Annotated in this window: 24 protein-coding genes; 5 read left to right on the top strand and 19 right to left on the bottom strand. The window is 71.1% G+C overall.

Going from position 1 to position 20,849, the window contains the following annotated elements; genetic code table 11:
• The first annotated feature begins 328 nt into the window (after nucleotides 1-328).
• Nucleotides 329-1,765: a ribosome biogenesis GTPase Der gene (gene der, locus CCR97_RS26745; protein ID WP_111360182.1), complete on the top strand. Its 1,437-nt coding sequence runs from the start codon at nucleotides 329-331 to the stop codon at nucleotides 1,763-1,765.
• Nucleotides 1,740-3,053, top strand: coding sequence for a TCR/Tet family MFS transporter (locus CCR97_RS26750; RefSeq protein WP_111360181.1), 1,314 nt, complete (start codon nucleotides 1,740-1,742; stop codon nucleotides 3,051-3,053). The genes der and CCR97_RS26750 overlap by 26 nt, the downstream gene beginning before the upstream one ends.
• 144 nt (nucleotides 3,054-3,197) lie before the next feature.
• Here the strand turns inward: CCR97_RS26750 and CCR97_RS26755 are convergent, their stop codons facing one another.
• The 7 genes from CCR97_RS26755 to radA all read right to left on the bottom strand — a co-directional run bounded on the left by CCR97_RS26755 (nucleotide 3,198) and on the right by radA (nucleotide 9,187).
• Nucleotides 3,198-3,941 (bottom strand): SDR family NAD(P)-dependent oxidoreductase, encoded by a 744-nt coding sequence (locus CCR97_RS26755; RefSeq protein WP_111356358.1) that lies wholly within the window; start codon nucleotides 3,939-3,941, stop codon nucleotides 3,198-3,200.
• A gap of 110 nt (nucleotides 3,942-4,051) precedes the next feature.
• A complete protein-coding gene (locus CCR97_RS26760; protein WP_111356357.1) occupies nucleotides 4,052-4,477 on the bottom strand; it encodes a VOC family protein in 426 nt (141 codons plus the stop codon).
• Between the two features lie 11 nt (nucleotides 4,478-4,488).
• Nucleotides 4,489-5,976, bottom strand: a complete 1,488-nt coding sequence (purF, locus tag CCR97_RS26765) for an amidophosphoribosyltransferase (protein WP_111356356.1) — start codon at nucleotides 5,974-5,976, stop codon at nucleotides 4,489-4,491.
• Between the two features lie 179 nt (nucleotides 5,977-6,155).
• Nucleotides 6,156-6,776, bottom strand: coding sequence for a CvpA family protein (locus CCR97_RS26770; protein ID WP_111356355.1), 621 nt, complete (start codon nucleotides 6,774-6,776; stop codon nucleotides 6,156-6,158).
• Nucleotides 6,777-7,006: 230 nt separating this feature from the next.
• On the bottom strand, nucleotides 7,007-7,444 hold the full coding sequence (locus CCR97_RS26775) for a hypothetical protein (RefSeq protein ID WP_111356354.1): 438 nt from the start codon (nucleotides 7,442-7,444) through the stop codon (nucleotides 7,007-7,009).
• Complete coding sequence (locus CCR97_RS26780; protein WP_111356353.1) at nucleotides 7,441-7,704, bottom strand: type II toxin-antitoxin system prevent-host-death family antitoxin; 264 nt, start codon at nucleotides 7,702-7,704, stop codon at nucleotides 7,441-7,443. Before CCR97_RS26780 ends, CCR97_RS26775 begins: the two co-directional genes overlap by 4 nt.
• A gap of 82 nt (nucleotides 7,705-7,786) precedes the next feature.
• Complete coding sequence (radA, locus tag CCR97_RS26785; protein WP_111356352.1) at nucleotides 7,787-9,187, bottom strand: DNA repair protein RadA; 1,401 nt, start codon at nucleotides 9,185-9,187, stop codon at nucleotides 7,787-7,789.
• Nucleotides 9,188-9,299: 112 nt separating this feature from the next.
• Between radA and CCR97_RS26790 the strand changes: the two genes are divergently transcribed.
• The 3 genes from CCR97_RS26790 (at nucleotide 9,300) to CCR97_RS26800 (ending at nucleotide 11,765) form a co-directional block, all read left to right on the top strand.
• A complete protein-coding gene (locus CCR97_RS26790; RefSeq protein WP_245428771.1) occupies nucleotides 9,300-9,704 on the top strand; it encodes an MbcA/ParS/Xre antitoxin family protein in 405 nt (134 codons plus the stop codon).
• A complete protein-coding gene (locus CCR97_RS26795; RefSeq protein ID WP_245428769.1) occupies nucleotides 9,688-10,407 on the top strand; it encodes an RES family NAD+ phosphorylase in 720 nt (239 codons plus the stop codon). The genes CCR97_RS26790 and CCR97_RS26795 overlap by 17 nt, the downstream gene beginning before the upstream one ends.
• A 113-nt stretch (nucleotides 10,408-10,520) precedes the next feature.
• Nucleotides 10,521-11,765: an NAD(P)/FAD-dependent oxidoreductase gene (locus CCR97_RS26800; RefSeq protein WP_111356349.1), complete on the top strand. Its 1,245-nt coding sequence runs from the start codon at nucleotides 10,521-10,523 to the stop codon at nucleotides 11,763-11,765.
• 171 nt (nucleotides 11,766-11,936) lie between these two features.
• Here CCR97_RS26800 and alr read toward each other — a convergent pair whose 3' ends face one another.
• The 12 genes from alr to CCR97_RS31450 all read right to left on the bottom strand — a co-directional run.
• A complete protein-coding gene (gene alr, locus CCR97_RS26805; RefSeq protein ID WP_111356348.1) occupies nucleotides 11,937-13,148 on the bottom strand; it encodes an alanine racemase in 1,212 nt (403 codons plus the stop codon).
• 384 nt (nucleotides 13,149-13,532) lie between these two features.
• Complete coding sequence (locus CCR97_RS26810; protein ID WP_111356347.1) at nucleotides 13,533-15,032, bottom strand: replicative DNA helicase; 1,500 nt, start codon at nucleotides 15,030-15,032, stop codon at nucleotides 13,533-13,535.
• 410 nt (nucleotides 15,033-15,442) lie between these two features.
• The gene (locus CCR97_RS26815; protein ID WP_111356346.1) at nucleotides 15,443-15,685 is read right to left on the bottom strand and encodes a DUF378 domain-containing protein; all 243 of its coding nucleotides are present in this window, start codon (nucleotides 15,683-15,685) and stop codon (nucleotides 15,443-15,445) included.
• A 120-nt stretch (nucleotides 15,686-15,805) separates the two neighbouring features.
• Nucleotides 15,806-16,855: an ACR3 family arsenite efflux transporter gene (gene arsB / locus CCR97_RS26820; protein WP_111356345.1), complete on the bottom strand. Its 1,050-nt coding sequence runs from the start codon at nucleotides 16,853-16,855 to the stop codon at nucleotides 15,806-15,808.
• Nucleotides 16,856-17,044: 189 nt separating this feature from the next.
• Nucleotides 17,045-17,497 carry an arsenate reductase (glutaredoxin) gene (gene arsC, locus CCR97_RS26825; protein ID WP_111356344.1) on the bottom strand — a complete coding sequence of 151 codons (453 nt, stop codon included), beginning with the start codon at nucleotides 17,495-17,497 and terminating at the stop codon, nucleotides 17,045-17,047.
• Complete coding sequence (locus tag CCR97_RS26830; protein WP_111356343.1) at nucleotides 17,497-18,024, bottom strand: arsenate reductase ArsC; 528 nt, start codon at nucleotides 18,022-18,024, stop codon at nucleotides 17,497-17,499. Before CCR97_RS26830 ends, arsC begins: the two co-directional genes overlap by 1 nt.
• Nucleotides 18,017-18,373, bottom strand: coding sequence for an ArsR/SmtB family transcription factor (locus CCR97_RS26835; RefSeq protein WP_111356342.1), 357 nt, complete (start codon nucleotides 18,371-18,373; stop codon nucleotides 18,017-18,019). The genes CCR97_RS26830 and CCR97_RS26835 overlap by 8 nt, the downstream gene beginning before the upstream one ends.
• Nucleotides 18,374-18,438: 65 nt before the next feature.
• Nucleotides 18,439-18,675 carry a thioredoxin family protein gene (locus tag CCR97_RS26840; RefSeq protein ID WP_111356341.1) on the bottom strand — a complete coding sequence of 79 codons (237 nt, stop codon included), beginning with the start codon at nucleotides 18,673-18,675 and terminating at the stop codon, nucleotides 18,439-18,441.
• An 18-nt stretch (nucleotides 18,676-18,693) separates the two neighbouring features.
• Nucleotides 18,694-19,749, bottom strand: coding sequence for a permease (locus tag CCR97_RS26845; protein ID WP_111356340.1), 1,056 nt, complete (start codon nucleotides 19,747-19,749; stop codon nucleotides 18,694-18,696).
• Nucleotides 19,746-20,048: an ArsR/SmtB family transcription factor gene (locus CCR97_RS26850; protein WP_111356339.1), complete on the bottom strand. Its 303-nt coding sequence runs from the start codon at nucleotides 20,046-20,048 to the stop codon at nucleotides 19,746-19,748. Before CCR97_RS26850 ends, CCR97_RS26845 begins: the two co-directional genes overlap by 4 nt.
• A 124-nt stretch (nucleotides 20,049-20,172) precedes the next feature.
• Nucleotides 20,173-20,445, bottom strand: a complete 273-nt coding sequence (locus CCR97_RS26855; RefSeq protein ID WP_111356338.1) for a hypothetical protein — start codon at nucleotides 20,443-20,445, stop codon at nucleotides 20,173-20,175.
• A 157-nt stretch (nucleotides 20,446-20,602) separates the two neighbouring features.
• A partial coding sequence (locus CCR97_RS31450; protein ID WP_207199592.1) for a hypothetical protein occupies nucleotides 20,603-20,849 on the bottom strand: 247 nt, incomplete at its 5' end.

Here is a 20,849-nt window from a genome sequence, read left to right on the forward strand (position 1 = left end):
GGCCCGTCCGGCGCCGGCCACGCCGGTCGCCTCGGTCCCGGTGCGGCCTCGCCAGGCTCCGGCCGAGCCCGCCCCGGGCGCGACCGGCGGCACCGCCGCGGTGCCGCAGCAGACGCTGCCCTGGCCGACCGCCCCGGGCAACTGAGCCCCGGGCAACCGAGCCTCGCGACCAGCTCCGCGTCGCATCCGCGATCGTCGGCGATACGCGCCGGCGGCCTTGTGCTATCGAGAGCGCAGGGCGTCGTCGACGACCCCATTGTCCTGTCCGTCCGGACCCGGTGCCCCGCACCGGTCCGTCGTCCATTGCGAGAGGCCGTTCGGCGCCCCGATGTCCTTCACGATCGCCATTGTGGGCCGCCCCAATGTGGGCAAGTCGACCCTGTTCAACCGCCTGGTCGGCAAGCGCGTCGCGCTCGTCGACGACCAGCCGGGCGTGACCCGCGACCGACGCGAGGGCACCGGCCGGCTCGGCGACATCGACTTCACCGTGATCGACACGGCCGGATTCGAGGAAGCGTCGATCGAATCGCTCGCCGGCCGCATGCGCGCCCAGACCGAGACCGCGATGGCGCAGGCCGACGCCATCCTGTTCCTCATCGACGCCCGCGCCGGGCTCACGCCGACCGACCGCGCCTTCGCGGCGGCGGTGCGCAAGACCGGCCGGCCCGTCGTGCTGGTCGCCAACAAGAGCGAGGGGCGCGCCTCCGAGGCCGGCGTCTACGAGGCCTTCGGACTGGGGCTCGGCGAGCCGGTCGGCGTCTCGGCCGAGCACGGGCTCGGCCTGTCCGACCTCTACGACGCGCTGCGCGAGGCGCTGCCCGATCTGACCGAGGAGGCCGCCGCGGCGACGCGGGCCGAGGTGCTGGCCGAGCGCGAGGCCAAGGCCGCGGCGCGCGACGGCTTCACCACGGACACGGCCGAGCCCGCGGCGGCCCCGGCGCCGCGCCCGGTCCGCATCGCCGTGGTCGGTCGCCCGAACGCCGGCAAGTCGACCCTGATCAACCGGCTGCTCGGCGACGAGCGCCTGCTCACCGGGCCGGAGGCCGGCATCACGCGCGACTCGATCGCGGTCGAGCTCGACTGGCACGGCCGCGCCTTCCAGGTGCACGACACCGCCGGCATGCGGCGCAAGTCGAAGATCGACGACAAGCTCGAGAAGATGTCGGTGTCGGACGCGCTCGAGGCGATCCGCTTCGCCGAGGTGGTGGTGCTGCTGATCGACGCCACGGCGCCGTTCGAGGAGCAGGATCTGCGCATCGCCGACCTGGTCGAGCGCGAGGGCCGGGCCCTGGTGATCGGCCTGTCCAAATGGGATCTCGCCGAGGGTGAGACCGGCGCGCTCACGCGGCTGCGCCAGGAGGCGGAGCACCGGCTGCCGCAGCTCGCCGGCATGCCGGTCGTCGCCGTCTCGGGGCTGACCGGGGCAGGGCTCGACCGGCTGATGCAGGCCGTGCTGGACATCCACGCGATCTGGAACCGCCGCGTCCCGACCAACGCGCTCAACCGCTGGCTCGACAGCGCCATCGACGGCCATCCGCCGCCCGCCGTCTCGGGCCGCCGCCTGAAGCTGAACTACATCACCCAGCCGAAGGCGCGGCCGCCGAGCTTCGTGCTGTTCTGCTCGCGCGCCGACGCCGTGCCGGAGTCCTACAAGCGCTACCTGATCAACGGCCTGCGCGAGAGCTTCGACCTGCCCGGCACGCCGATCCGCCTGACGCTGCGCGAAAAAGCCAATCCCTATGCCACCCGCGCCAAAGGACGCTGAGGCGGGGCAGGGCATCTCGGATCCGGGCGGCGACCCGGCGCCGGTGCCGCACGGTCGGCGGCGGGCGGCGTTCGGCTTCGTCTTCGTCACGGTGGCGATCGACATGCTGTCGGTCGGCATCTTCGTGCCGGTGCTGCCGCGTCTGGTCGCGGACTTCATGGGTGGCGACGAGCCCGCCGCGGCCACCATGTACGGCCTGTTCGGCATCGCCTTCGCGCTGATGCAGTTTTTCTTCTCGCCCGTCCAGGGGGCGCTGTCGGACCGCTTCGGGCGGCGTCCCGTGATCCTCTTCTCCAATCTCGGGGTCGGGCTCGACTATGTCGTGATGGCGCTCGCGCCGACCATCTGGTGGCTGCTCGCCGGCCGGGTGATCTCGGGCGTCGCCTCCGCCTCGATCGCCACCGCCTTCGCCTACATCGCCGACGTGACCGAGCCGGAGAAGCGGGCCGCGCGCTTCGGCATGCTGGGCGCCGCCTTCGGGCTCGGCTTCGTGCTCGGCCCGGCGATCGGCGGGCTCGCCGGCAGCGTCGATCCGCGGCTGCCGTTCTGGATCGCCGCCGGCCTGAGCCTCGCCAACGCGGCCTACGGCTACTTCGTGCTGCCGGAATCGCTGCCGCCGGAGAAGCGGGCGCCGCTGCGGCTCGCCCGCGCCAACCCGCTCGGCGCGCTGACGCTGCTGCGCTCGCAGCCGCAGCTCCTCGGCCTCGCCGGCGTATGGTTCGTCAGCCAGCTCGCCCATTTCGTGCTGCCGAGCCTCGGCGTGCTCTATCTCACCTTCCGTTACGACTGGGACGCGCGCACCATCGGCTTCACCATGGCGGCCGTCGGGCTCGGCGCCGTGATCGTGCAGGGCGGCCTGATCGGCCCCGGCGTGCGGCTGCTCGGCGAGCGTGGCGCGCTGCTGCTCGGCGCCACGGCCGGCGTGATCGGGCTGACCATCCAGGGGCTCGCCCCGCACGGCTGGATGTTCTGGCTCGGGATCCCGTTCAACAGCCTGTGGGGCTTCGCCCACGCGGCCGCCAACAGCCTGATGAGCCGCCGGCTCGGCCCCTCCGAGCAGGGCCGCCTGCAGGGCGCCAATGCCTGCATGATGGGGATCGCCGGGCTGATCGGGCCCGGCCTGTTCTCGCAGGTCTACGCCTTCGCGCTGGCGCATCCCGGCGCCTTTCCAGGGCCGGGCGCACCGTTCTTCGTCGCCGTCGCGCTGCTGCTCGTCGCGATCGCGCTGGCGGTGCGGGCGACCCGCAGCCCGCCGGCCGGCGCGGCCGGGGACAAGGTATCAAGCTGATCGACACGGGTGTCATTCCGGGGCGGCGCGCAGCGCCGAACCCGGAATCCAGCCGAGAGCGCAGGTATTACCGCTGGATTCCGGGTTCGCGGGCTTCGCCCGCGCCCCGGAATGACGGCGAACGGATCGTCCGACCGCGGCGGATCAGTCCGGCGGATTGTAGTGGAGGAGGCGGCCGGCGCGCAGGTCGAACAGGCGGCCGGTCTCTTGGAAGCTCGGCAGGCACAGCGACAGGATCGCGGCCGCCGCCTCCTCGGGCGGCTGCACGGTCTGCGGATCCTCGCCCGGCATCAGCTGCGCCCGCATGCGGGTGCGGGTCGGGCCGGGATTGACGACGTTGACCTTGACGGGCGTCGTCGCCGTCTCGGCCGCGTAGGTGCGCCCCATCATCTCGAGCGCCGCCTTGGAGATCGCGTAGGGGCCGCGATAGGCCTTGCCGGAATGCGCCGCGCCCGAGGAGACGAAGACGACGCGGGCCGCCGGCGCCTTGCGCAGCAGCGCGTCGAAGCAGCGCAGCAGGTGCAGGTTCGCCGTGACGTTCACCTGCATCAGCTCGTCCCACTCCTTCGGGTCGACATGCGACATCGGCGTCACCGGCCCGAGCCGGCCCGCATTGGCGACCAGGATGTCGAGGCGGCCGTAGCGATCGTTGAGCACCAGCGCGAGGCGGGCGATGCCGTCGGTGTCCGCGAGGTCGAGCGGCACCAGCGTCGCGGCCTCGCCGCCGGCCGCCTGGATGGCGTCGTCGAGCTCCTCCAGGCCGCCCACCGTGCGGGCGACCGCGACCACATGGGCGCCGGCCTTGGCGAGCGCGACGGCGGTGGAAAAGCCGATGCCCCGCGAGGCCCCGGTGACGAGCGCAATCTTGTCGGCGAGCGGTTTGGTCATGCGACAGAACTCTGGGAGGAAAAGAATGAACGATCTGCGGTTCGTTTTAACCGGCGCGGTCGCGTGCACAAGCAAAACCGCGGTCGCGTCCCACCGCGCGTAGGCAGGCTTCAGTCGACCGCGGTAATCACCACGGCGTCGGCGGATCGGGTGGTCGCGCCGTGGAAAACGGCCTCGATATTGTTGCCGTCCGGGTCGAGCACGAAGGCCGCGTAGTAGCCGGGGTGATAGTCGCGCGGTCCGGGGGGTCCGTTGTCCCGGCCGCCGGCGGAGAGAGCCGCGGCGTAAAAGCGGTCGACCGTCGCCTGGTCCGGCGTCTGGAAGGCGAGATGGATCCGGCCGGTCGGCGGCGAGTCTGCCGTGACGCCGCTGACATACAGCTCGTCGGCGTAGAAGAAGTTCGCCCCTTCCTCGCCGATCCGAATGCCGAGGGCCGCGAACACGGCCCCGTAGAACCGCCGGCTCGCCTCGATGTCCGAGACGACGAGTTGCAGATGGTCGATCAGCCGCCCGCAGCGCCAGGTCCCCGTGTGCATGCCGGAGCCCCTCAGCTCGCCTCCGCCAGCAGCGAGAGCTGCGACTTGCCGTTCTTCTCGGCGGCGAGGTCGGTCAGCGGGGTCGGGTACTCGCCCGTGAAGCAGTGGTCGGTGAACTGCGGCCGCGCCGGGTCGCGGCGCTCCTCGCCGACCGCGCGGTAGATGCCGTCGACCGACAGGAAGGCGAGGCTGTCGGCGCCGATGTACTGGCGCATCTCCTCGATCGAGTGGGTGGCGGCGAGGAGCTTCTCGCGCTCCGGCGTGTCGATGCCGTAGTAGTCGGGATGCGTGATCGGCGGCGAGGCGATGCGGAAATGCACCTCGGTCGCGCCGGCCTCGCGCATCATCTGGACGATCTTCACCGACGTGGTGCCGCGCACCAGCGAGTCGTCGATCAGCACGATGCGCTTGCCGGCCACCACGGCGCGGTTCGCGTTGTGCTTCAGGCGGACGCCGAGCTCGCGCACCGACTGGGTCGGCTGGATGAAGGTGCGGCCGACATAGTGGTTGCGGATGATGCCGAGCTCGTAGGGCACACCCGCCGCCTGGGCGTAGCCGATCGCCGCCGGCACGCCGGAGTCGGGCACCGGCACGACGACGTCGGCGGGGGCGGCCGCCTCGCGGGCCAGCTCGGCGCCCATGTTCTTGCGGACCTCGTAGACGCTGCGGCCGCCGACCATCGAGTCGGGCCGCGAGAAGTAGATGTACTCGAAGATGCAGGGGCGTGGCGCGACCGCCGGGAACGGCTTGTAGCTGTGGGCGCCGGTCTCGTCGTAGACGAACACCTCGCCGTTCTCGATGTCGCGGACATACTTGGCGCCGATGATGTCGAGCGCGCAGGTCTCCGAGGTGACGATCGGGCAGCCGTCGAGCTCGCCCAGCACCAGCGGCCGGATGCCGAGCGGGTCGCGGGCGGCGATCAGCTTCTTGTTGGTCATGGCGACCAGCGAGTAGGAGCCCTCCAGCTCGCGCAGCGCCTCGACGAACTTGTCGACGAAGCGGTTGCGGCGCGAGCGGGCGACCAGATGCAGGATCACCTCGGTGTCGCTGGTCGAGTGCATCATGGCGCCTTCGCCGACCAGGCGGCGGCGGAGCGTCAGTCCGTTGGTGAGGTTGCCGTTGTGGCCGACCGCGAAGCCACCCGATTCCAGCTCGGCGAAGAACGGCTGGACGTTGCGCAGGATGGTGCCACCGGTGGTCGAGTAGCGCACATGCCCGACCGCGATGTGGCCGGGCAGCTGCTCGATGATGTGGCGCTTGGAGAACGTGTCCTCGACCAAGCCGAGCCGACGCTCCGAGTGGAAGCGGCTGCCGTCGAACGACACGATGCCGGCCGCCTCCTCGCCGCGATGCTGCAGGGCGTGCAGGCCGAGCGCCGTGATGGCGGCGGCGTCGCGATGCCCGTAGATGCCGAACACGCCGCATTCCTCGCGCAGGCGGTCACCGTCGAGCGCCGGATCGAAACAGGTGGGGGCGGCGCGCTCGGTCGAAACGGTCATGGACGGGTCCTCGGGCCTTCGGTGCGGGCCGGCCGGGCCCGCGAGGGTGGCCGGCGGCGACGCCGGCCATGAAAAACAGAAGATCGACCGCTCCGTCGATCCTGCTTTCGCAGGGGACGGACCGGCCGACGCATCGGTCGCGGCCTCTTCAGGGCGCGCGGGTGGCTACAGCACGGTCACTACCGCAGGGTCACGGCCGGGCCGCTCGGGCCGGCGAGCTCCGCCCGCTGCTCGCGCTCCGTCGGGACACGATCGGAGCGCTGCTCGGGCGGTGGCTCGGCATCCTCGTCGGCGGGCCGCTTCTTGAACCGCTTCAAGATGGTGTTCTCGGGGTCTTCCGGCAACAGCGACATCAGCCATTGTCCGGTGCCCTGCAGCACGACCCGCGACCTGGCGTTGCGCACCGCCTCCGGCTGCGACTTCGCCGGGACCAGCCAGTCGAAGAAGATGAAGGCGACGACGACGATCAGGAGGCCGCGGCCGAGCCCGAACAGGAAGCCCAGCGTGCGGTCGAGCGCGCCGATGCGGCTGTCGAGGATGCGGTCCGAGATACGAACCGTCAGGGCCGAGACGATGATGAGCGTGAGCAGGAAGACACCGCCCGCCACCGCGCCCATCGCCACGTAGTCGTTGTTGAAATACTGCTTGGCCCAGGGCAGCAGCTTGGGAAACGAGTAGAGCGTCGCGACGGCGGCGCATCCCCACGAGGCGATCGACAGCACCTCGCGCATGAAGCCGCGCACCATGGCGAGCAGCCCCGAGACCAGCATCACGACGATCAGGAAGATGTCCAGGTACATCTAAGGCGGGCTCGCTCGCGGGCGCGTTCAAAGAGGCGCGGTCACACAGGGGCGCGTTCGCAATGCCGCCGGAGCGATACCCGGCCGGCGGTGCGGCCCGTGTATAGAGCATTTTCCGCCGCCCTGGGAACCGGCCGGTCCGACAAATCCACGGCCCCGCGCACGGTTCGCCGGCCCCTGTGGCGGGACGGTCATGCACGGGGGAGGGCCGTCTCTCGGGCAGTGCGGCGCTATTCGGTCCGCGGGATCGCCCGCAGGCGTTTCGATCGATATCGGGCGAGGAGGCGGTCGCGCAGCACCCGGAAGAACCCGGGCGGCAGAAAGCCGTAAGCCGCGGAGCCGAGATCGCCCGGAACCACGGGCCGCAGGTCCGGACCGGGCCAGACGAAGTCGTTCGCCTCCGTCAGCACCACCCAGGATCGCTCGGCGTCGAGGCCGAGTCGCTTCTTGGTGACTTGGGGGATTTCCAGTCCGTCGGAGGGATCGGACGGTGCCGAGTGGGTGATCGGGAGCACCCGCACGCGCGGTGCATCGTCGTCTCGGATCACGACCAGCACGATGGCGCAAGGCCGGTCCTTGGCTCCTTCGTCCCGCCCTTCGCGGGCTTTCCGCGCCCACAGATAGGCGTATCGAACGACCAGGCCGGGACGGGGCAGCGGCCAGCTCACGGGCGCCAGTCTTTCAGCTCCTCGTCGAGATGCTCGTGGCCGGGCGGCACCTCGGACTCGGCGATGCGGGCGATCTCGTCCTCGGTGAAGGCGTCCAGCTCGACCACGCGACGGTCGCGCTGCTTGAGGCGGGCATACTCGTCGGCCGACAGCACCACCAGACGGTCACGGCCGTTCTTGGTGATGGTGACCGGCTCGGTCAGGGCCTTGTCGGACAACGTCCCGAAATTGCGAATGAACTCCGCCGTCGACACCTTCATGGGCGCATCATCTGCATGATCTGAATTATACAGATCATGCGCGTGATATCCTGGTTCGGCAAGCCGCGGCTGCGGCGCGCCTTCAGCTTTTCGCCTCCCGCCGCTGGGCCGGGCGGTTGGGGACGATCCGGGCCACGAGATCCGCGAGGCTGGCGACCGGGGCGAGGGCGAGACCGTCGCGCTCGGCCCCGCGGGTGGCGTCGGGGACGACGGCGCGGGCGAAGCCGAGTTTTTGGGCCTCCTTCAGTCGGGCCGGGGCGTGCGACACCGGGCGGACCGCGCCGGACAGCGAGACCTCGCCGAAATGCACGGCGTCGGACGGCAGCGGCGTTTTCGCCAGCGACGAGACCAGCGCGGCGGCGGCGGCGAGATCGGCGGCCGGCTCGTTGATGCGCAGGCCGCCGGCGACGTTGAGATAGACGTCGTAGCCGCCGAGCTTCACGCCGCAATGCGCCTCGAGCACGGCCAGCACCATGGCGAGCCGGCTCGGATCCCAGCCGACCACGGCGCGGCGCGGGGTGCCGAGCGAGGTCGGCGCGACCAGGGCCTGGATCTCGACCAGCAGCGGCCGCGTCCCCTCCATGCCGGCGAACACGGCCGTGCCCGGCGCCCCGAGATCGCGCTCGGACAGGAACAGGGCGGACGGGTTCGACACCTCGGACAGGCCGCCGCCCGTCATCTCGAAGACGCCGATCTCATCGGTCGGGCCGAAACGGTTCTTCACGGCCCGCAGAATCCGGAAATGGTGCCCGCCCTCGCCCTCGAAGGAGAGCACCGCGTCGACCATGTGCTCGACGACGCGCGGGCCGGCGATCTGGCCGTCCTTGGTGACGTGGCCGACGAGAATCACGGCAGCGCCGGCCCGCTTGGCGAAGCGGATGAGGAGCTGGGCGGAGGCGCGCACCTGCGTCACGGTGCCGGGCGAGGACTCGACCATGTCGGTCCACATGGTCTGGATCGAGTCGATCACGACGAGCCGAGGAACCTTGCCCTGCGAGAGGGTTGCGACGATGTCCTCGACCGATGTCTCGGCCGCGAGCTCGACCGGAATCTTGGTGAGACCCAGCCGCTCGGCGCGCAGCCGCACCTGGGCGACCGACTCCTCGCCGGTGATGTAGACGGCCCGGTGGCCGGCCGATGCGAGCGCCGCGGCGATCTGGATCAGCAGCGTCGATTTTCCGATCCCGGGATCGCCGCCGACCAGCAGCACCGAGCCGGGGACGAGGCCGCCGCCGGCCACCCGGTCGAACTCGCCGTTCTTCGAGGCGATGCGGGGCGCCTCCTTCTGCTCGCCGGCGAGCGGCGCGAGCGGGAACGGCTTGCCCTTGCGCGGCGGCCGGCCGGGGCCGGAGAACACGCGCTCGGCGGCGGCATTCTCCTCCGAGATGGTGTTCCACTCGCCGCAGGCGTCGCACTTGCCCTGCCAGCGATTGTAGGCGGCGCCGCAGTTCTGGCAGACGAACTCTTGGGTCTTCTTGGCCATGCCCGATACGGGCGCGACTGCCCGCGCGAAGTCAACGATTCGGCCGCGCCCCTCGCAAATCCCGGCGGTCGTGCTATATCAAGAGGACTGCAAATCCGCAGTGAGGGCGCCAGTGACTGCTGTTCTGCAGCCAAAGCCGGAGCCGGATGTTCTGGCCGACGACCGCCACGGACTGGCCTTGCAAGGCTTCTTCGCGATCGTCGACCGCTGGGGCGCCGACAACCGGGCGTCGCGAAGAATCCTCGGAAATCCGGCGGAGCGGACCTTCTACGACTGGAAGCGCGGCCGGGTCGGCCGGCTGCCGGACGATACGCTGCGGCGGATCGGCTACGTGGCCGGCATCTGGAAGGCGCTGCAGATCGTCTATTCGGATCCGGCCCTCGCCGACTCGTGGCCGAGCCGGCCGAACGCGGCGTTCGGCGGCCAGACGCCGCTCGCCCGGATGGCGGCCGGCGATGTCACGGATCTCGCCGCCGTGCGGGCCTATCTCGATGCCGCCCGTGCCCCCTGGTCCTGAGCCCGCCGTCCCGGTGCGGCTCGTCGACTGGCCGCAGGCGTGGCGGATCATCGCGTCGCGCTACCCGCCGATCGACCTGTTCGAGCGCCTCACCCCCGATCCGGCCGTCTGGGACGTGCTCACGGCCCTGGAGCAGAAGACCAACCCGCGGGTGCGCGACGCCGTCGGCGAGATCGCGCTCGTTCCGCCGGAGCGCCGGGTGAGCGGGCCGGGCGCCTCCTTCGTGATGGCGGCCTTCACGCATCTCAACCCGAAGGGCTCGCGCTTTTCCGACGGAAGCTTCGGCGTGTACTACGCGGCCGCGTCGCTCGACACGGCGATCGCCGAGACCGTCCATCACTTCGGCCGCTTCGCCGCCGACGCCGGCGATCCGCGCCGCCGCGAGGACATGCGGGTGCTGGTCGGCGCGGTCCGCCGCCGCCTGGACGATGTCGCGGCGCTGCCGCCGCCGACCCAGGCCCGGCTGCTCGACCCGGACTCCTACGTCATGAGCCAGGCCTTCGGCCGCACGCGCCGGGCGGCCGGCAGCGACGGGCTCGTCTATCCGAGCGTCCGGCAGCCGGGGGGCGACTGCGTCGCGGCGTTCTGGCCCGACGTGGTCGGCATCCCGGTGCAGGAGCGGCACCTGCAATACGAGTGGGATGGGCGGCGGGTCTCGCGGTATTTCGACTATTCCCGTGACGCCTGGGTGCCGCTCGGCTGAGCGCCTATCTAGGGGGGGCCCGCCGGTATCGTCCGGCGGCACGGGGCATGCAGCGTGCGCGCGCATGCCGAGGGCGGCCAGGGATGGCCGCGTGGGACTGAAAGCTGAAAGACATGTCCGACGTGATCGTTCTGGGGGCCGGGATCGCCGGGGTGGCGGCCGCCCTTCATCTGCAGCGGCGCGGTCGCTCCGTCGCGCTGGTCGACCGGCAGGCGCCGGGCCGCGAGACGAGCTACGGCAATGCCGGCATCATCCAGGGCGAGGCGGTCGAGCCGTATCCGATGCCGCGCGATCTCGCGGCGCTGTTCGGCGTCGCGTTCGGCCGCGGCAACGACGTCCGCTACGACCTCGCCGCGCTGCCCGGCCATGTCGCCCCGCTGCTGCGCTACTGGTGGTACTCGGCGCCGGCGCGCCACCGGACGATCGCGGTCGCCTGGGCGGGCCTGATCCGCCACGCGACCGCCGAGCACCAGGAGCTGATGACGGCGGCCGGCGTGCCGGACGACCTCGTCCGCCGCGACGGCTTCTTCGACATGCACCGCTCGGAGAAGAAGCTCGACAGCGAGACGCTGCGGGCGGAGCGGCTGCAGCGCGACTACGGCGTCGCGTTCCGTCGCCTGACTCCGGCCGAGCTTTTGGCCGCCGAGCCGGACCTGAAGACCGGCGGGGTGGGGGCGATCCACTGGCGCGACTCGTGGACCTCGCGCGATCCCGGCGGGCTGGTCGCCGCCTATGCCGACCTCTTCACGCGCTCCGGTGGGACGTTTGCCCACGGCGATGCCGACACGCTCGCGGCGCTGCCGTCCGGCGGGTTCCGGGTGGAGACCGCCGACGGGCCGCTGGAGGCGGCCGAGGTGGTCGTGTCGCTCGGCCCCTGGTCGGCCACGCTGCTGCGCCGCTTCGGCCAGAGGATTCCGATGGTCCGCAAGCGCGGCTATCACCGGCACTACCGGACCGGAACCGTGCTGTCGCGGCCGCTGCGCGACGCCGCCTTCGGCTACGTCGCGGCGCCCATGACGGCCGGCCTGCGGCTCACCACCGGGGCCGAGTTCGCCGGAGCCGACGCGCCGGCGAGCCCGGTGCAGCTCGACCGCGCCGAGGCGGCCGCCCGCGATCTCGTCGATCTCGGCGCGCCGGTCGAGAACGCGCCGTGGCTCGGCACCCGCCCGTGCCTGCCCGACATGCTGCCGCTGATCGGCGAGGCGCCCGGCCACAAGGGCCTCTGGCTCCACTTCGGCCACGGCCACCAGGGATTTACGCTCGGCCCCGCGACGGGGCGCCTGCTCGCCGAGATGATGACGGGCGGGCCGACGCTGGTCGACCCGGCGCCCTTTGTGCCCGCGCGGTGGTGGCGGTGAAGGCGCGCTGCACTGCAGCGTCCATCCCGACCCGTCATCCTGAGGTGCCCGGCGGAGCCGGGCCTCGAAGGATGCGGCCCCGGAGTCAGGCGGAGAGTCGCGGGCCGTCGCCCTTCGAGGCTCGGGCTTCGCCCGAGCGCCTCAGGGTGACGGCAACAGCTTTCGTCCCCTTCAGCTCCGCCAACTACGGTGATAGCGGCGGCCGAGGCTGGTGAGGACCTCGTAGGAGATCTGGCCGCCGAACGGAGCGGCGGCGTCGACCGGGAACTCCTCGCCCAGGAGCGTCACCCAGTCGCCGCGGCGGGGCGACACCTCGGGGAGGGCCGTGACGTCGATGGCGAGCAGGTCCATCGAGATGCGGCCGACGATCGGGCAGCGCTTCCCGACCACCACGGCTTGCGGCTGGCTCTGCCCCAACGCAGCGCCTGCGCGCAAGAAGCCGTCGCCGTAGCCGACGGCCGCGATGGCGATGCGGCTCTCGCGCTGGGCCGTCCAGGCGGCGCCGTAGCCGACCGTCTCGCCGCGCCGGACCTTTCGGACCTGGACGACGCGCGCCTCGAGCCGCACCACCGGCCGCATCGGGTTCTCCGACCCGGGGATCGGGTTGCCGCCGTAAAGGGCGATGCCGGGTCGCACCATCTCGCAATGGGTCGACGGGCCGAGAAACAGGCCGGACGAGTTGGCGAGCGAGGCGTCGACGCCGCGGAACAGCATGCGGACCTCGCGGAACGCCTGGATCTGGCGCTCGTTCAGCGGATGCGCCGGCTCGTCGGCGCAGGCGAGGTGGCTCATGACGAGCGCGATGCCGTGGTCGGGCGCATCGAGCCGCGGGGCGAGCGCCGCTGCGTCCTCCAGCGACAGGCCGAGCCGGTTCATGCCGGTGTCGACATGCAGCGCCGCGCCGCCCGTCCAGGCGTTGACGCGGCAGAAGGCGTCCCACTCGACCAGCTCGGCCATGCTGCCGATCACCGGGCGCACGCGGGCGTCGGCGAAGGCGGCGGCGCCGGCCGGCGGGATGCCGTTGAGCACGTAGATCACCGCGTCCGGCACGGCACGGCGCAGCGTGCGCGCCTCGGTCAGATGGGCGACGAAGAAGGTCTTGCAGCCGGCCCGCGCCAGCGCGCCGCCGACCTCGACGAGGCCGCAGCCATAGGCGTCGGCCTTCACCACGGCGGCGCAGTCGGCCGGCATGACGCGCCGCGCGAGATCGCGCCAGTTGGCGACGAGCGCGGCGAGGTCGATGGTGAGCACGCCGCCCGTCTCCATCACGGGCGGGCCGGCCTCGGAGACCGGCACGGACGGCGCGGCGGGGGCCGTGCCGGGGGCGGCAGCGCCGGCGGCCGCCTGGATCTCGTCCGCGCGCGTCCTCTCCTGCACCGTCATGACACCCTCCGTTCGGTTCCGGCCACGGCGGCCGGAGGACCGCCACTAGACCCGTTCGCCGGAGAGGACAAGGGCGGGGACGGGCAGGGCGCTCGCGCTCCTTCTCCCGTGCGGGGAGAAGGTCGGGATGAGGGGGCGTTTCGGCAGCTCTCGGCATCCGTGTCCCGGACGCGGTGCAGCGCGCAGCGATGCATCGCGAGCCGGGACCCAGGGGCGATACGGCAAGGCGTTATGCACGATCGTCCTCGGCGTGTCGCTCCTGGGTCCCGGCTCTGCGGCGGAGCGGGCCTGCGGCCCGATCCGCCTTGTCCGGGACACGCAAGTTCGCGGGGTGCCGCGAGGCCTCAATCCCCCCGCCTCAATCGCCAGCTCCAGCCCCCCGCCTCAATCCCCTATCCGCTCCGGGAGCTTGTCCTCGTCGGCGAGGTCGGCGAAACGGGTGACCTCGGCCTTGAACTGCAGCTGCACCGTGCCGGTGGGGCCGTGGCGCTGCTTGCCGATGATCACCTCGGCCTTGCCGTGCACGGCATCCATCTCGGTCTGCCACTTGTAGTGCTCTTCGGTGCCCGGCCGCGGCTCCTTGTTCTTGAGGTAGTATTCCTCACGGAACACGAAGATCACCACGTCGGCGTCCTGCTCGATCGAGCCCGATTCACGCAGGTCCGAGAGCTGCGGGCGCTTGTCGTCGCGGCTCTCGACCTGACGGGAGAGCTGGGACAGCGCGATGATCGGCACCGCGAGCTCCTTCGCCAGCGCCTTGAGGCCGGTGGTGATCTCGGTGATCTCCTGGACGCGGCCCTCGGAGGCGCGCTTGGAGGAGCCCGACAGCAGCTGGATGTAGTCGATGACCAGGAGGTCGAGGCCGCGCTGGCGCTTGAGCCGGCGGGCCCGCGCTGCGAGCTGGGCGATCGAGATGCCGCCGGTCTCGTCGATGTAGAGCGGCACCTCCTCCATGACGCGGGCGGCTTCGGCGATCCGGTCGAACTCGTGCGCCTCGATCTCGCCGCGGCGGATCTTGTAGGAGGGGATCTCGGTCTGCTCGGCGATGATACGGGTGGCGAGCTGCTCGCACGACATTTCGAGCGAGAAGAAGCCGACGATGCCGCCGTTCACCGATTCGATGCGGCCGTCCGGGCGCACGCCGCCCTCCCAGGCCCGCGCGACGTTATAGGCGATGTTGGTGGCGAGCGAGGTCTTGCCCATGCCGGGGCGGCCGGCCAGCACGATCAGGTCGGAGTGCTGCAGCCCGCCCATCATGCGGTCGAGGTCTTTCAGGCCCGTCGCGATGCCGGACAGCGAGCCGTCGCGCTGGTAGGCCTGGGCCGCCATGTCGACGGCCGAGGTCAGGGCCTGGGCGAAGCGCTGGAAACCGCCGTCGTAGCGGCCGGATTCGGCGAGCTCGAACAGGCTCTTCTCGGCCGACTCGATCTGGTCGCGCGGGCTCGAATCGACCGGCGAGTCGTAGGCCTCGTTGACCAGGTCCTCCCCGATGCCGATCAGGGCGCGGCGCAGCGCCAGGTCGTAGATGGTGCGGCCGTAGTCCATGGCGTTGATGACGGTCGTCGCCTCGGCGGCGAGCCGCGCCAGGTACTGGCTGCCGGTGAGCCCGGCGACGTCGAGATCGGCCGGCAGGAAGGTCTTCAGCGTCACCGGCGTCGCGGTCTTGCCGGCCCGGATCAGGCTGGTCGCCAGCTCGAACACCTTCTGGTGGATCGGCTCGAAGAAATGCCGCGGCTCGAGGAAGTCGGAGACCCGGTAGAACGCCTCGTTGTTGACCAGGATGGCGCCGAGGAGCGCCTGCTCGACCTCGATATTGTGCGGCGCCGTGCGGAAGGCCGGGGCGGTGGTGGCGGGAAGCTTGCGGGCGACGGTCTCGAGGGCCATGGGCGTCGGCGATCTACTTTATGCGGTCACGGTTCTTGTCGGCGGGCCGGGTCCGGAACGGACGCAGGCCCGGTGACGCCGTGCGGCGTCGGTTGCACGCAAGCTCGCCAGGATACGCGGCACCAAGCTCGGGAGGCGGGGAGATAGCGCAAGCGGCGCCCGGGCGCGAGCCCCGGAGCGGCGCGCAGCCGACTCGTCCCCACAGATCACCGCCGAAAAAATTGTCCGGACCGTGTCGGTGCGATCCCGCTTGACTGTTGCGATCCGGCGGAGGCGGGCCGGGCCGGCGAAAGGCCTGGACGTCGGGACGGGCCCGGGACCGCGCGGACACGAAAAAAACGGGCCCCGCATCGCGGAGCCCGTTTCGTCTCGGCAGAGGCGCGGCCGCGCGGCCGGACCCGGCCCGCCCGCTATCGGGTGGTGGTGGGGTAGCCGCGCTCCGCATAGGGCTCGTCGGTCGACATCGCCTTCGAGAACGGCACCAGCTGCCACAGGGCCGAGAGGCCGACCAGGGCGTAGACGATGCGCGACAGCGTCGCGCTCTGGCCGCCGAACAGCGTGGCGACGAGATCGAACTGAGCGAGGCCGACGAGGCCCCAGTTCACGCCGCCGACGATGACGAGCAGCAGCGTGATCAGATTGATGGCTTTCATTAGGTAGCTCCTGTGAGATCGGTCTCACGGGGGCAAACGCCGAGCGCGGCGGTTGTTCCGATATCTTGACACGACCCGCGTGGAGCGAGGCGAACGGTCGCGGAGGCGACCGATGCTCGCTCACACGGTGGTCACATGCTCCCGTCGTTCGCCGCGCTCGTACCAGTCCTTGCTGCGGTTGACGATCCAGACGACCGTCAGCATCACCGGCACCTCGATCAGCACGCCGACCACGGTGGCGAGCGCGGCGCCCGATTGGAAGCCGAACAGGCTGATGGCGGCGGCGACGGCGAGCTCGAAGAAGTTCGAGGCGCCGATCAGGGCCGAGGGCCCGGCGACGCAGTGCTGCTCGCCGGCGAGCCGGTTGAGCAGGTAGGCGAGGCCGGCATTGAGATAGACCTGCACCAGGATCGGCACCGCGAGCAGCGCGATGATCAGCGGCGAGCCGAGGATCTGCTCGCCCTGGAAGCCGAACAGCAGCACCAGCGTGGCCAGCAGCGCCAACAGCGACAGCGGCCCGAGCCGGGCCAGCACGGCGCCGAGCGCCGGCTCGCCGCCGCCGGCGAGCAGGCGGCGACGCAGGACTTGGGCGATCGCCACCGGCACCACGATGTAGAGCACCACCGACAGCACCAGCGTATCCCACGGCACCGTGATGGCGGAGAGGCCGAGCAGCAGGCCGACCACGGGCGCGAAGGCGAACACCATGATGGTGTCGTTCAGCGCCACCTGCGACAGGGTGAAATGCGGCTCGCCCTTGGTGAGATGCGACCACACGAACACCATCGCGGTGCAGGGCGCCGCGGCCAGGATGATCAGGCCTGCGATGTAGGAGTCGATCTGATCAGCCGGCAGCCAGGGACGGAACAGATACCCGATGAACAACCAGCCGAGCGCCGCCATCGAGAACGGCTTCACGGCCCAGTTGACGAACAGCGTCACGCCGATGCCGCGCCAGTGCTCGCGCACCCGCCCGAGCGCCGCGAAGTCGATCTTCATCAGCATCGGGATGATCATCAGCCAGATCAGCACGGCGACGGGCAGGTTGACCTTGGCGATCTCGGCGCCGCCGATCGCCTGGAAGACGCCCGGAAAAAAATGGCCGAGCGCGATGCCGACGACGATGCACAGCGCGACCCAGACGGTCAGATAACGTTCGAACAGAGACATGGCGGGTCCTTCGACGTGTTCGTCGACATGTTTCGCGGTCGCTTTGGTGCGTGTGAGCCGGCCCACACTACGCTCGTCCCCGCGAAGGCGGGGATCCAGGGGCGACACGGCACGACACTCTGGATGCCCGCCTTCGCGGGCATGAGCGGAGATCGGGGCGGGCTTCGCGAGGACCGCCGCGCGTTCTGATCAGGTCGCGGCGGGCTGCGCCGTGACGGGCTGCGGCGAGACTTGGCGCCCGTCGGCGTCGACCACCCGCTCGCCGTCCTCCTTGCGGAACTCGCCCTGCTGCGGCGGCAGCAGATCGAGCACCCGCTCGGAGGGGCGGCACAGCCGCACGCCCTTCGGGCTCACCACCAGGGGGCGGTTGATCAGGATCGGATGCGCCATCATGGCGTCGACGAGCGCGTCGTCGGAGAGCGCCGGATCGGCGAGCCCGAGCTCGTGATAGGGTGTGCCCTTCTCGCGCAACACCTGACGTGGCGTCAGGCCGGCGCGCCTGATCAGATCGATCAGCAAGGCGCGCGACGGCGGGCACTTGAGATACTCGATCACGTGCGGCTCGACGCCGGCGTTGCGGATCATCGCCAGCGTGTTGCGCGAGGTGCCGCATTGCGGGTTGTGGTAGATGATCACGTCCATCACGCCACCTCGGGCCGTGACCGCGTCGCGCCGTCGAGGCGGCCGATGTCGTGCAGCCGCGATCCGAGCGCCAGCCGGTCGAGGCCGGCGATCGGTAGTGCCGCGAACACCGCGATGCGGTTCTTCAGGTACTTGAAAGCCTGGACGAAGGCCCGCTCCCGCTCGATCGCCGTGCCCTCGACGGCGGCCGGATCCTCGATGCCCCAGTGCGCCGTCATCGGCTGGCCGGGCCACACCGGGCAGGTCTCGCCGGCGGCGTCGTCACAGACCGTGAAGACGAAATCCATCACCGGCGCGCCGGGCGCGGCGAACTCGGTCCAGCTCTTCGAGCGCAGGCTCTCGGTCGGGTAGTCGCCGTCGGCCAGCACCTTCAGGGCGATCGGGTTGACGATCCCCTTGGGCCTGCTGCCGGCCGAGAAGGCGGCGAAGCGCCCGCGGCCGTCCTTGCGCAGAATGCTCTCGGCCAGGATCGATCGGGCGGTGTTTCCGGTGCACAGGAACAGCACGTTGTAGACGCGGTCAGCCATCGGCGGGCTCCGTCGCGGGACAGCAGGGGGCGAGATCGGCGATCAGCGGGGCGCACACCTCGGTGCGGCCGCCGCAGCAGTCCTTCAGGAGAAACAGCATCACGGCGCGGAAGCGCACGAGATCGGCCCGGTAGACGATCGAGCGGCCGCGCCGCTCCGCCGCGACCAGGCCGGCACGGGTCAGCACCGCGAGATGGGCCGACATGGTGTTGGCCGGCACGGCGAGCGCCTTGGCGACGTCGCCGGCCGGCATCCCGCCGGGCTCGTGCTTCACCAGGAGGCGGAACACGTCGAGGCGGGTCGATTGCGCCAGCGCGGCGAGGGCGATCAGGGTCGCTTCCGTTTCCATGATTCCAGAATAGTGGAAACGTCAGCGCGTCGCAAGCCGGGTCGCACCAGTCTGCCGAGGCTGCCCTACGCGGCGAGCCAGCGGGCGACGTCCTCGGGCTTCGGCAGCCCGCCGGCATGGACGACCTTGCCGTCGATCACGATGCCGGGCGTCGCGGCGATGCCGAAGCCGGCGATCGTCGCCATGTCGGTGACCTTCTCGACGGTCACGGCGAGGCCGAGGCGGTCCGCCTCCTGCTGCACCATCTCGGCCGTGGCGACGCAGCGCTTGCAGCCCGGTCCCAGAACCTTGACGTCCTTCATGAGCGCAACTCCGGATGATCACCCGAACAGGGCGTTGAACAGATAGCCGACGGCGAGAATGCCGAGCCCGACGACGCCGACGAACACGGCGATCAGCCGCCAGGTGAGGACTTTTCTCAGGATCACCAGCTCGGGCGCCGACAGCGCGATCACGCTCATCATGAAGGCGAGCGTGGTGCCGAGCGCGGCGCCCTTGCCGAGCAGCGCCTCGACCACCGGCACGACCCCGGCGGCGTTGGAGTACATCGGGATGCCGATGGCGACGGCGGCCGGCACCGACCACCAGGCCTCGCGGCCCATGATCGACGCGAGCAGGTTCTCCGGCACCCAGCCGTGGATGCCGGCGCCGACCGCGATGCCGGCGATCACCCACGGCCACACCCGGCCCACGATGTCGAGGACCGCTTCGCGGCCGGCGTCGATGCGGTCGGCGAGCGTCAGGGTGGGGGAGGCGATCGCGGCCGGGGCGACGCGCAGGTCGCGCACCCACGGCTCCAGCCAGCCTTCCAGCTTCAGCCGCCCGATCACGGCGCCGGCGACGATCGCGATCAGCAGGCCGAAGCCCAGATAGGCGAGCGCCACCTGCCAGCCGAGCAGCGCGAAGAGCAGTCCCAGCGCCACCTCGTTGATCATCGGGGCGGCGATCAGGAACGAGAAGGTGACGCCGAGCGGCACGCCGGCCGAGACGAAGCCGATGAACAGCGGCACGGCCGAGCAGGAGCAGAACGGCGTCACGATGCCGAGCGACGCGGCCGCGACATTGCCGAGGCCCTCGCGCCGGCCGGCGAGCAGGGCGCGGGTGCGTTCGGGCGAGAAGAAGCTTCGCACCACGCCCATGGCGAACACCACCAGCGTCAGCAGCATCAGCACCTTCGGCGTGTCGTAGAGGAAGAAGGCGAGGGCCCGGCCGAGCGGCGCCTCGGCGTCGACCGGCAGCTGCCGGACGATCCATTCGGCGGCCGGCAGCAGGCTCGCATAGAGCGCGGCCCACAGAATCAGCAGGGCGGCGAGCACGAGGAGCCGCAGGCCGGTCGCCGGCGGAAACGAGGAGCGGCCGGGTGCGGTGGTGCTCATGCGGCGTTCCGTTCCGATGTCGCAGGGACCGGCAGGGCGAGCGCCGCGTCGACCAGCGCGGCGACCTCGGGCGCGATCGTCGCGGCGCGCCGGTAGCGCACCCACTGGGCGTCGCGCCGGTCGGTGACGAGGCCGGCGCTCTTCAGCACCGCCATGTGGCGCGACATCCGCGACTGGCTGGCGCCGACCAGGCGCATCAGCTCGCACACGCAGTGTTCGCGCCCGTCCCACAGGAGCCGCATGGCGGCGAGGCGGGTCGGCTCGGCGAGCGCGGTGAGGAGGGCGACGGCATCGGTCATGCCGGTATATTACGCCAGACGCATATGCGTGCAAGCGCAAAAGCTCGTTGCGCGCAAGCGCGGGCGCAAAAAAAAGGGCCGGCGTCCAGCGCCGGCCCTTTGGGTGTCACCGCTTGGCGGTGCGTCAGTCGATGTTGCCCTTCGCCTGGTCGTGGCGATCCGGGGCCGAGAGGCTCGTGTAGCCGCCCTGGGAGCCCCAGCCCTGCGGGGCGGACGCGTAGGCGCCGTAGGCTTCGGACGGCAGGACCGGGGCGGCGCCCCAGGTCTGGCCGGCCGCATAGACGTCGCGCGGCGCCTGGGTCTGCTGGCGCGGCGCGGCGAGCGCGCCCGAGACGGTCGCGAGGGTCACGGCGGCCGCGATGGCGAGGCGGGCGGGGGTGCGGGCGATGGTCGACATGGTTGTTGTTCTCCGAACGATCGGCGGCGCAGACGGATAAGGTCGCCGCCGGGGAGGATGTGCGTTGTCCGTCGCCGGCTGATGTGCGGTGCAGCATCGGGCTTCGCCAATCAACAAAAGGTGTCGGCGCGCGGTCTTGAAAGTCGTGTGGTCGGTATTATCGGCCGTCGAAAGATGGCGAAGCGTATTCGCGATCCGGCCGAAGATGTTCAAAAGTCGGCATGAGGGTGGCACACGCTTGCTGCGGTGCAAATAAGCGCGTGCGCTGGCGCAATAGCAGCCCGAAATCGATCGGCAGGTCGGCCGAGATCACGGCGGCCGGGTGTCGCAGCCGTCCGATAGTGTGCGCGGCGTCATCCCCGGGCGCGAGGGGCTCGATTCGGGGGGACGCGATCGGGACAGCC

The sequence above is a fragment of the Rhodoplanes elegans genome, from assembly GCF_016653355.1.
Taxonomy (GTDB): domain Bacteria; phylum Pseudomonadota; class Alphaproteobacteria; order Rhizobiales; family Xanthobacteraceae; genus Rhodoplanes; species Rhodoplanes elegans.

Bases quoted from the DNA above. Each gene is read 5' to 3' on its own strand.
- CCR97_RS26830 (WP_111356343.1), bottom strand. From the start codon at position 18,024: ATGGCTGACCGCGTCTACAACGTGCTGTTCCTGTGCACCGGAAACACC.
- alr (WP_111356348.1), bottom strand. From the start codon at position 13,148: ATGACGGTGCAGGAGAGGACGCGCGCGGACGAGATCCAGGCGGCCGCC.
- der (WP_111360182.1), top strand. From the start codon at position 329: ATGTCCTTCACGATCGCCATTGTGGGCCGCCCCAATGTGGGCAAGTCG.
- CCR97_RS26845 (WP_111356340.1), bottom strand. From the start codon at position 19,749: ATGAGCACCACCGCACCCGGCCGCTCCTCGTTTCCGCCGGCGACCGGC.
- CCR97_RS26755 (WP_111356358.1), bottom strand. From the start codon at position 3,941: ATGACCAAACCGCTCGCCGACAAGATTGCGCTCGTCACCGGGGCCTCG.
- CCR97_RS26840 (WP_111356341.1), bottom strand. From the start codon at position 18,675: ATGAAGGACGTCAAGGTTCTGGGACCGGGCTGCAAGCGCTGCGTCGCC.
- CCR97_RS26750 (WP_111360181.1), top strand. From the start codon at position 1,740: ATGCCACCCGCGCCAAAGGACGCTGAGGCGGGGCAGGGCATCTCGGAT.
- CCR97_RS26760 (WP_111356357.1), bottom strand. From the start codon at position 4,477: ATGCACACGGGGACCTGGCGCTGCGGGCGGCTGATCGACCATCTGCAA.
- CCR97_RS26800 (WP_111356349.1), top strand. From the start codon at position 10,521: ATGTCCGACGTGATCGTTCTGGGGGCCGGGATCGCCGGGGTGGCGGCC.
- CCR97_RS26835 (WP_111356342.1), bottom strand. From the start codon at position 18,373: ATGGAAACGGAAGCGACCCTGATCGCCCTCGCCGCGCTGGCGCAATCG.
- CCR97_RS26855 (WP_111356338.1), bottom strand. From the start codon at position 20,445: ATGTCGACCATCGCCCGCACCCCCGCCCGCCTCGCCATCGCGGCCGCC.
- arsB (WP_111356345.1), bottom strand. From the start codon at position 16,855: ATGTCTCTGTTCGAACGTTATCTGACCGTCTGGGTCGCGCTGTGCATC.
- CCR97_RS26850 (WP_111356339.1), bottom strand. From the start codon at position 20,048: ATGACCGATGCCGTCGCCCTCCTCACCGCGCTCGCCGAGCCGACCCGC.
- purF (WP_111356356.1), bottom strand. From the start codon at position 5,976: ATGACCGTTTCGACCGAGCGCGCCGCCCCCACCTGTTTCGATCCGGCG.
- CCR97_RS26810 (WP_111356347.1), bottom strand. From the start codon at position 15,032: ATGGCCCTCGAGACCGTCGCCCGCAAGCTTCCCGCCACCACCGCCCCG.
- CCR97_RS26815 (WP_111356346.1), bottom strand. From the start codon at position 15,685: ATGAAAGCCATCAATCTGATCACGCTGCTGCTCGTCATCGTCGGCGGC.
- arsC (WP_111356344.1), bottom strand. From the start codon at position 17,497: ATGGACGTGATCATCTACCACAACCCGCAATGCGGCACCTCGCGCAAC.
- radA (WP_111356352.1), bottom strand. From the start codon at position 9,187: ATGGCCAAGAAGACCCAAGAGTTCGTCTGCCAGAACTGCGGCGCCGCC.
- CCR97_RS26770 (WP_111356355.1), bottom strand. From the start codon at position 6,776: ATGTACCTGGACATCTTCCTGATCGTCGTGATGCTGGTCTCGGGGCTG.
- CCR97_RS26780 (WP_111356353.1), bottom strand. From the start codon at position 7,704: ATGAAGGTGTCGACGGCGGAGTTCATTCGCAATTTCGGGACGTTGTCC.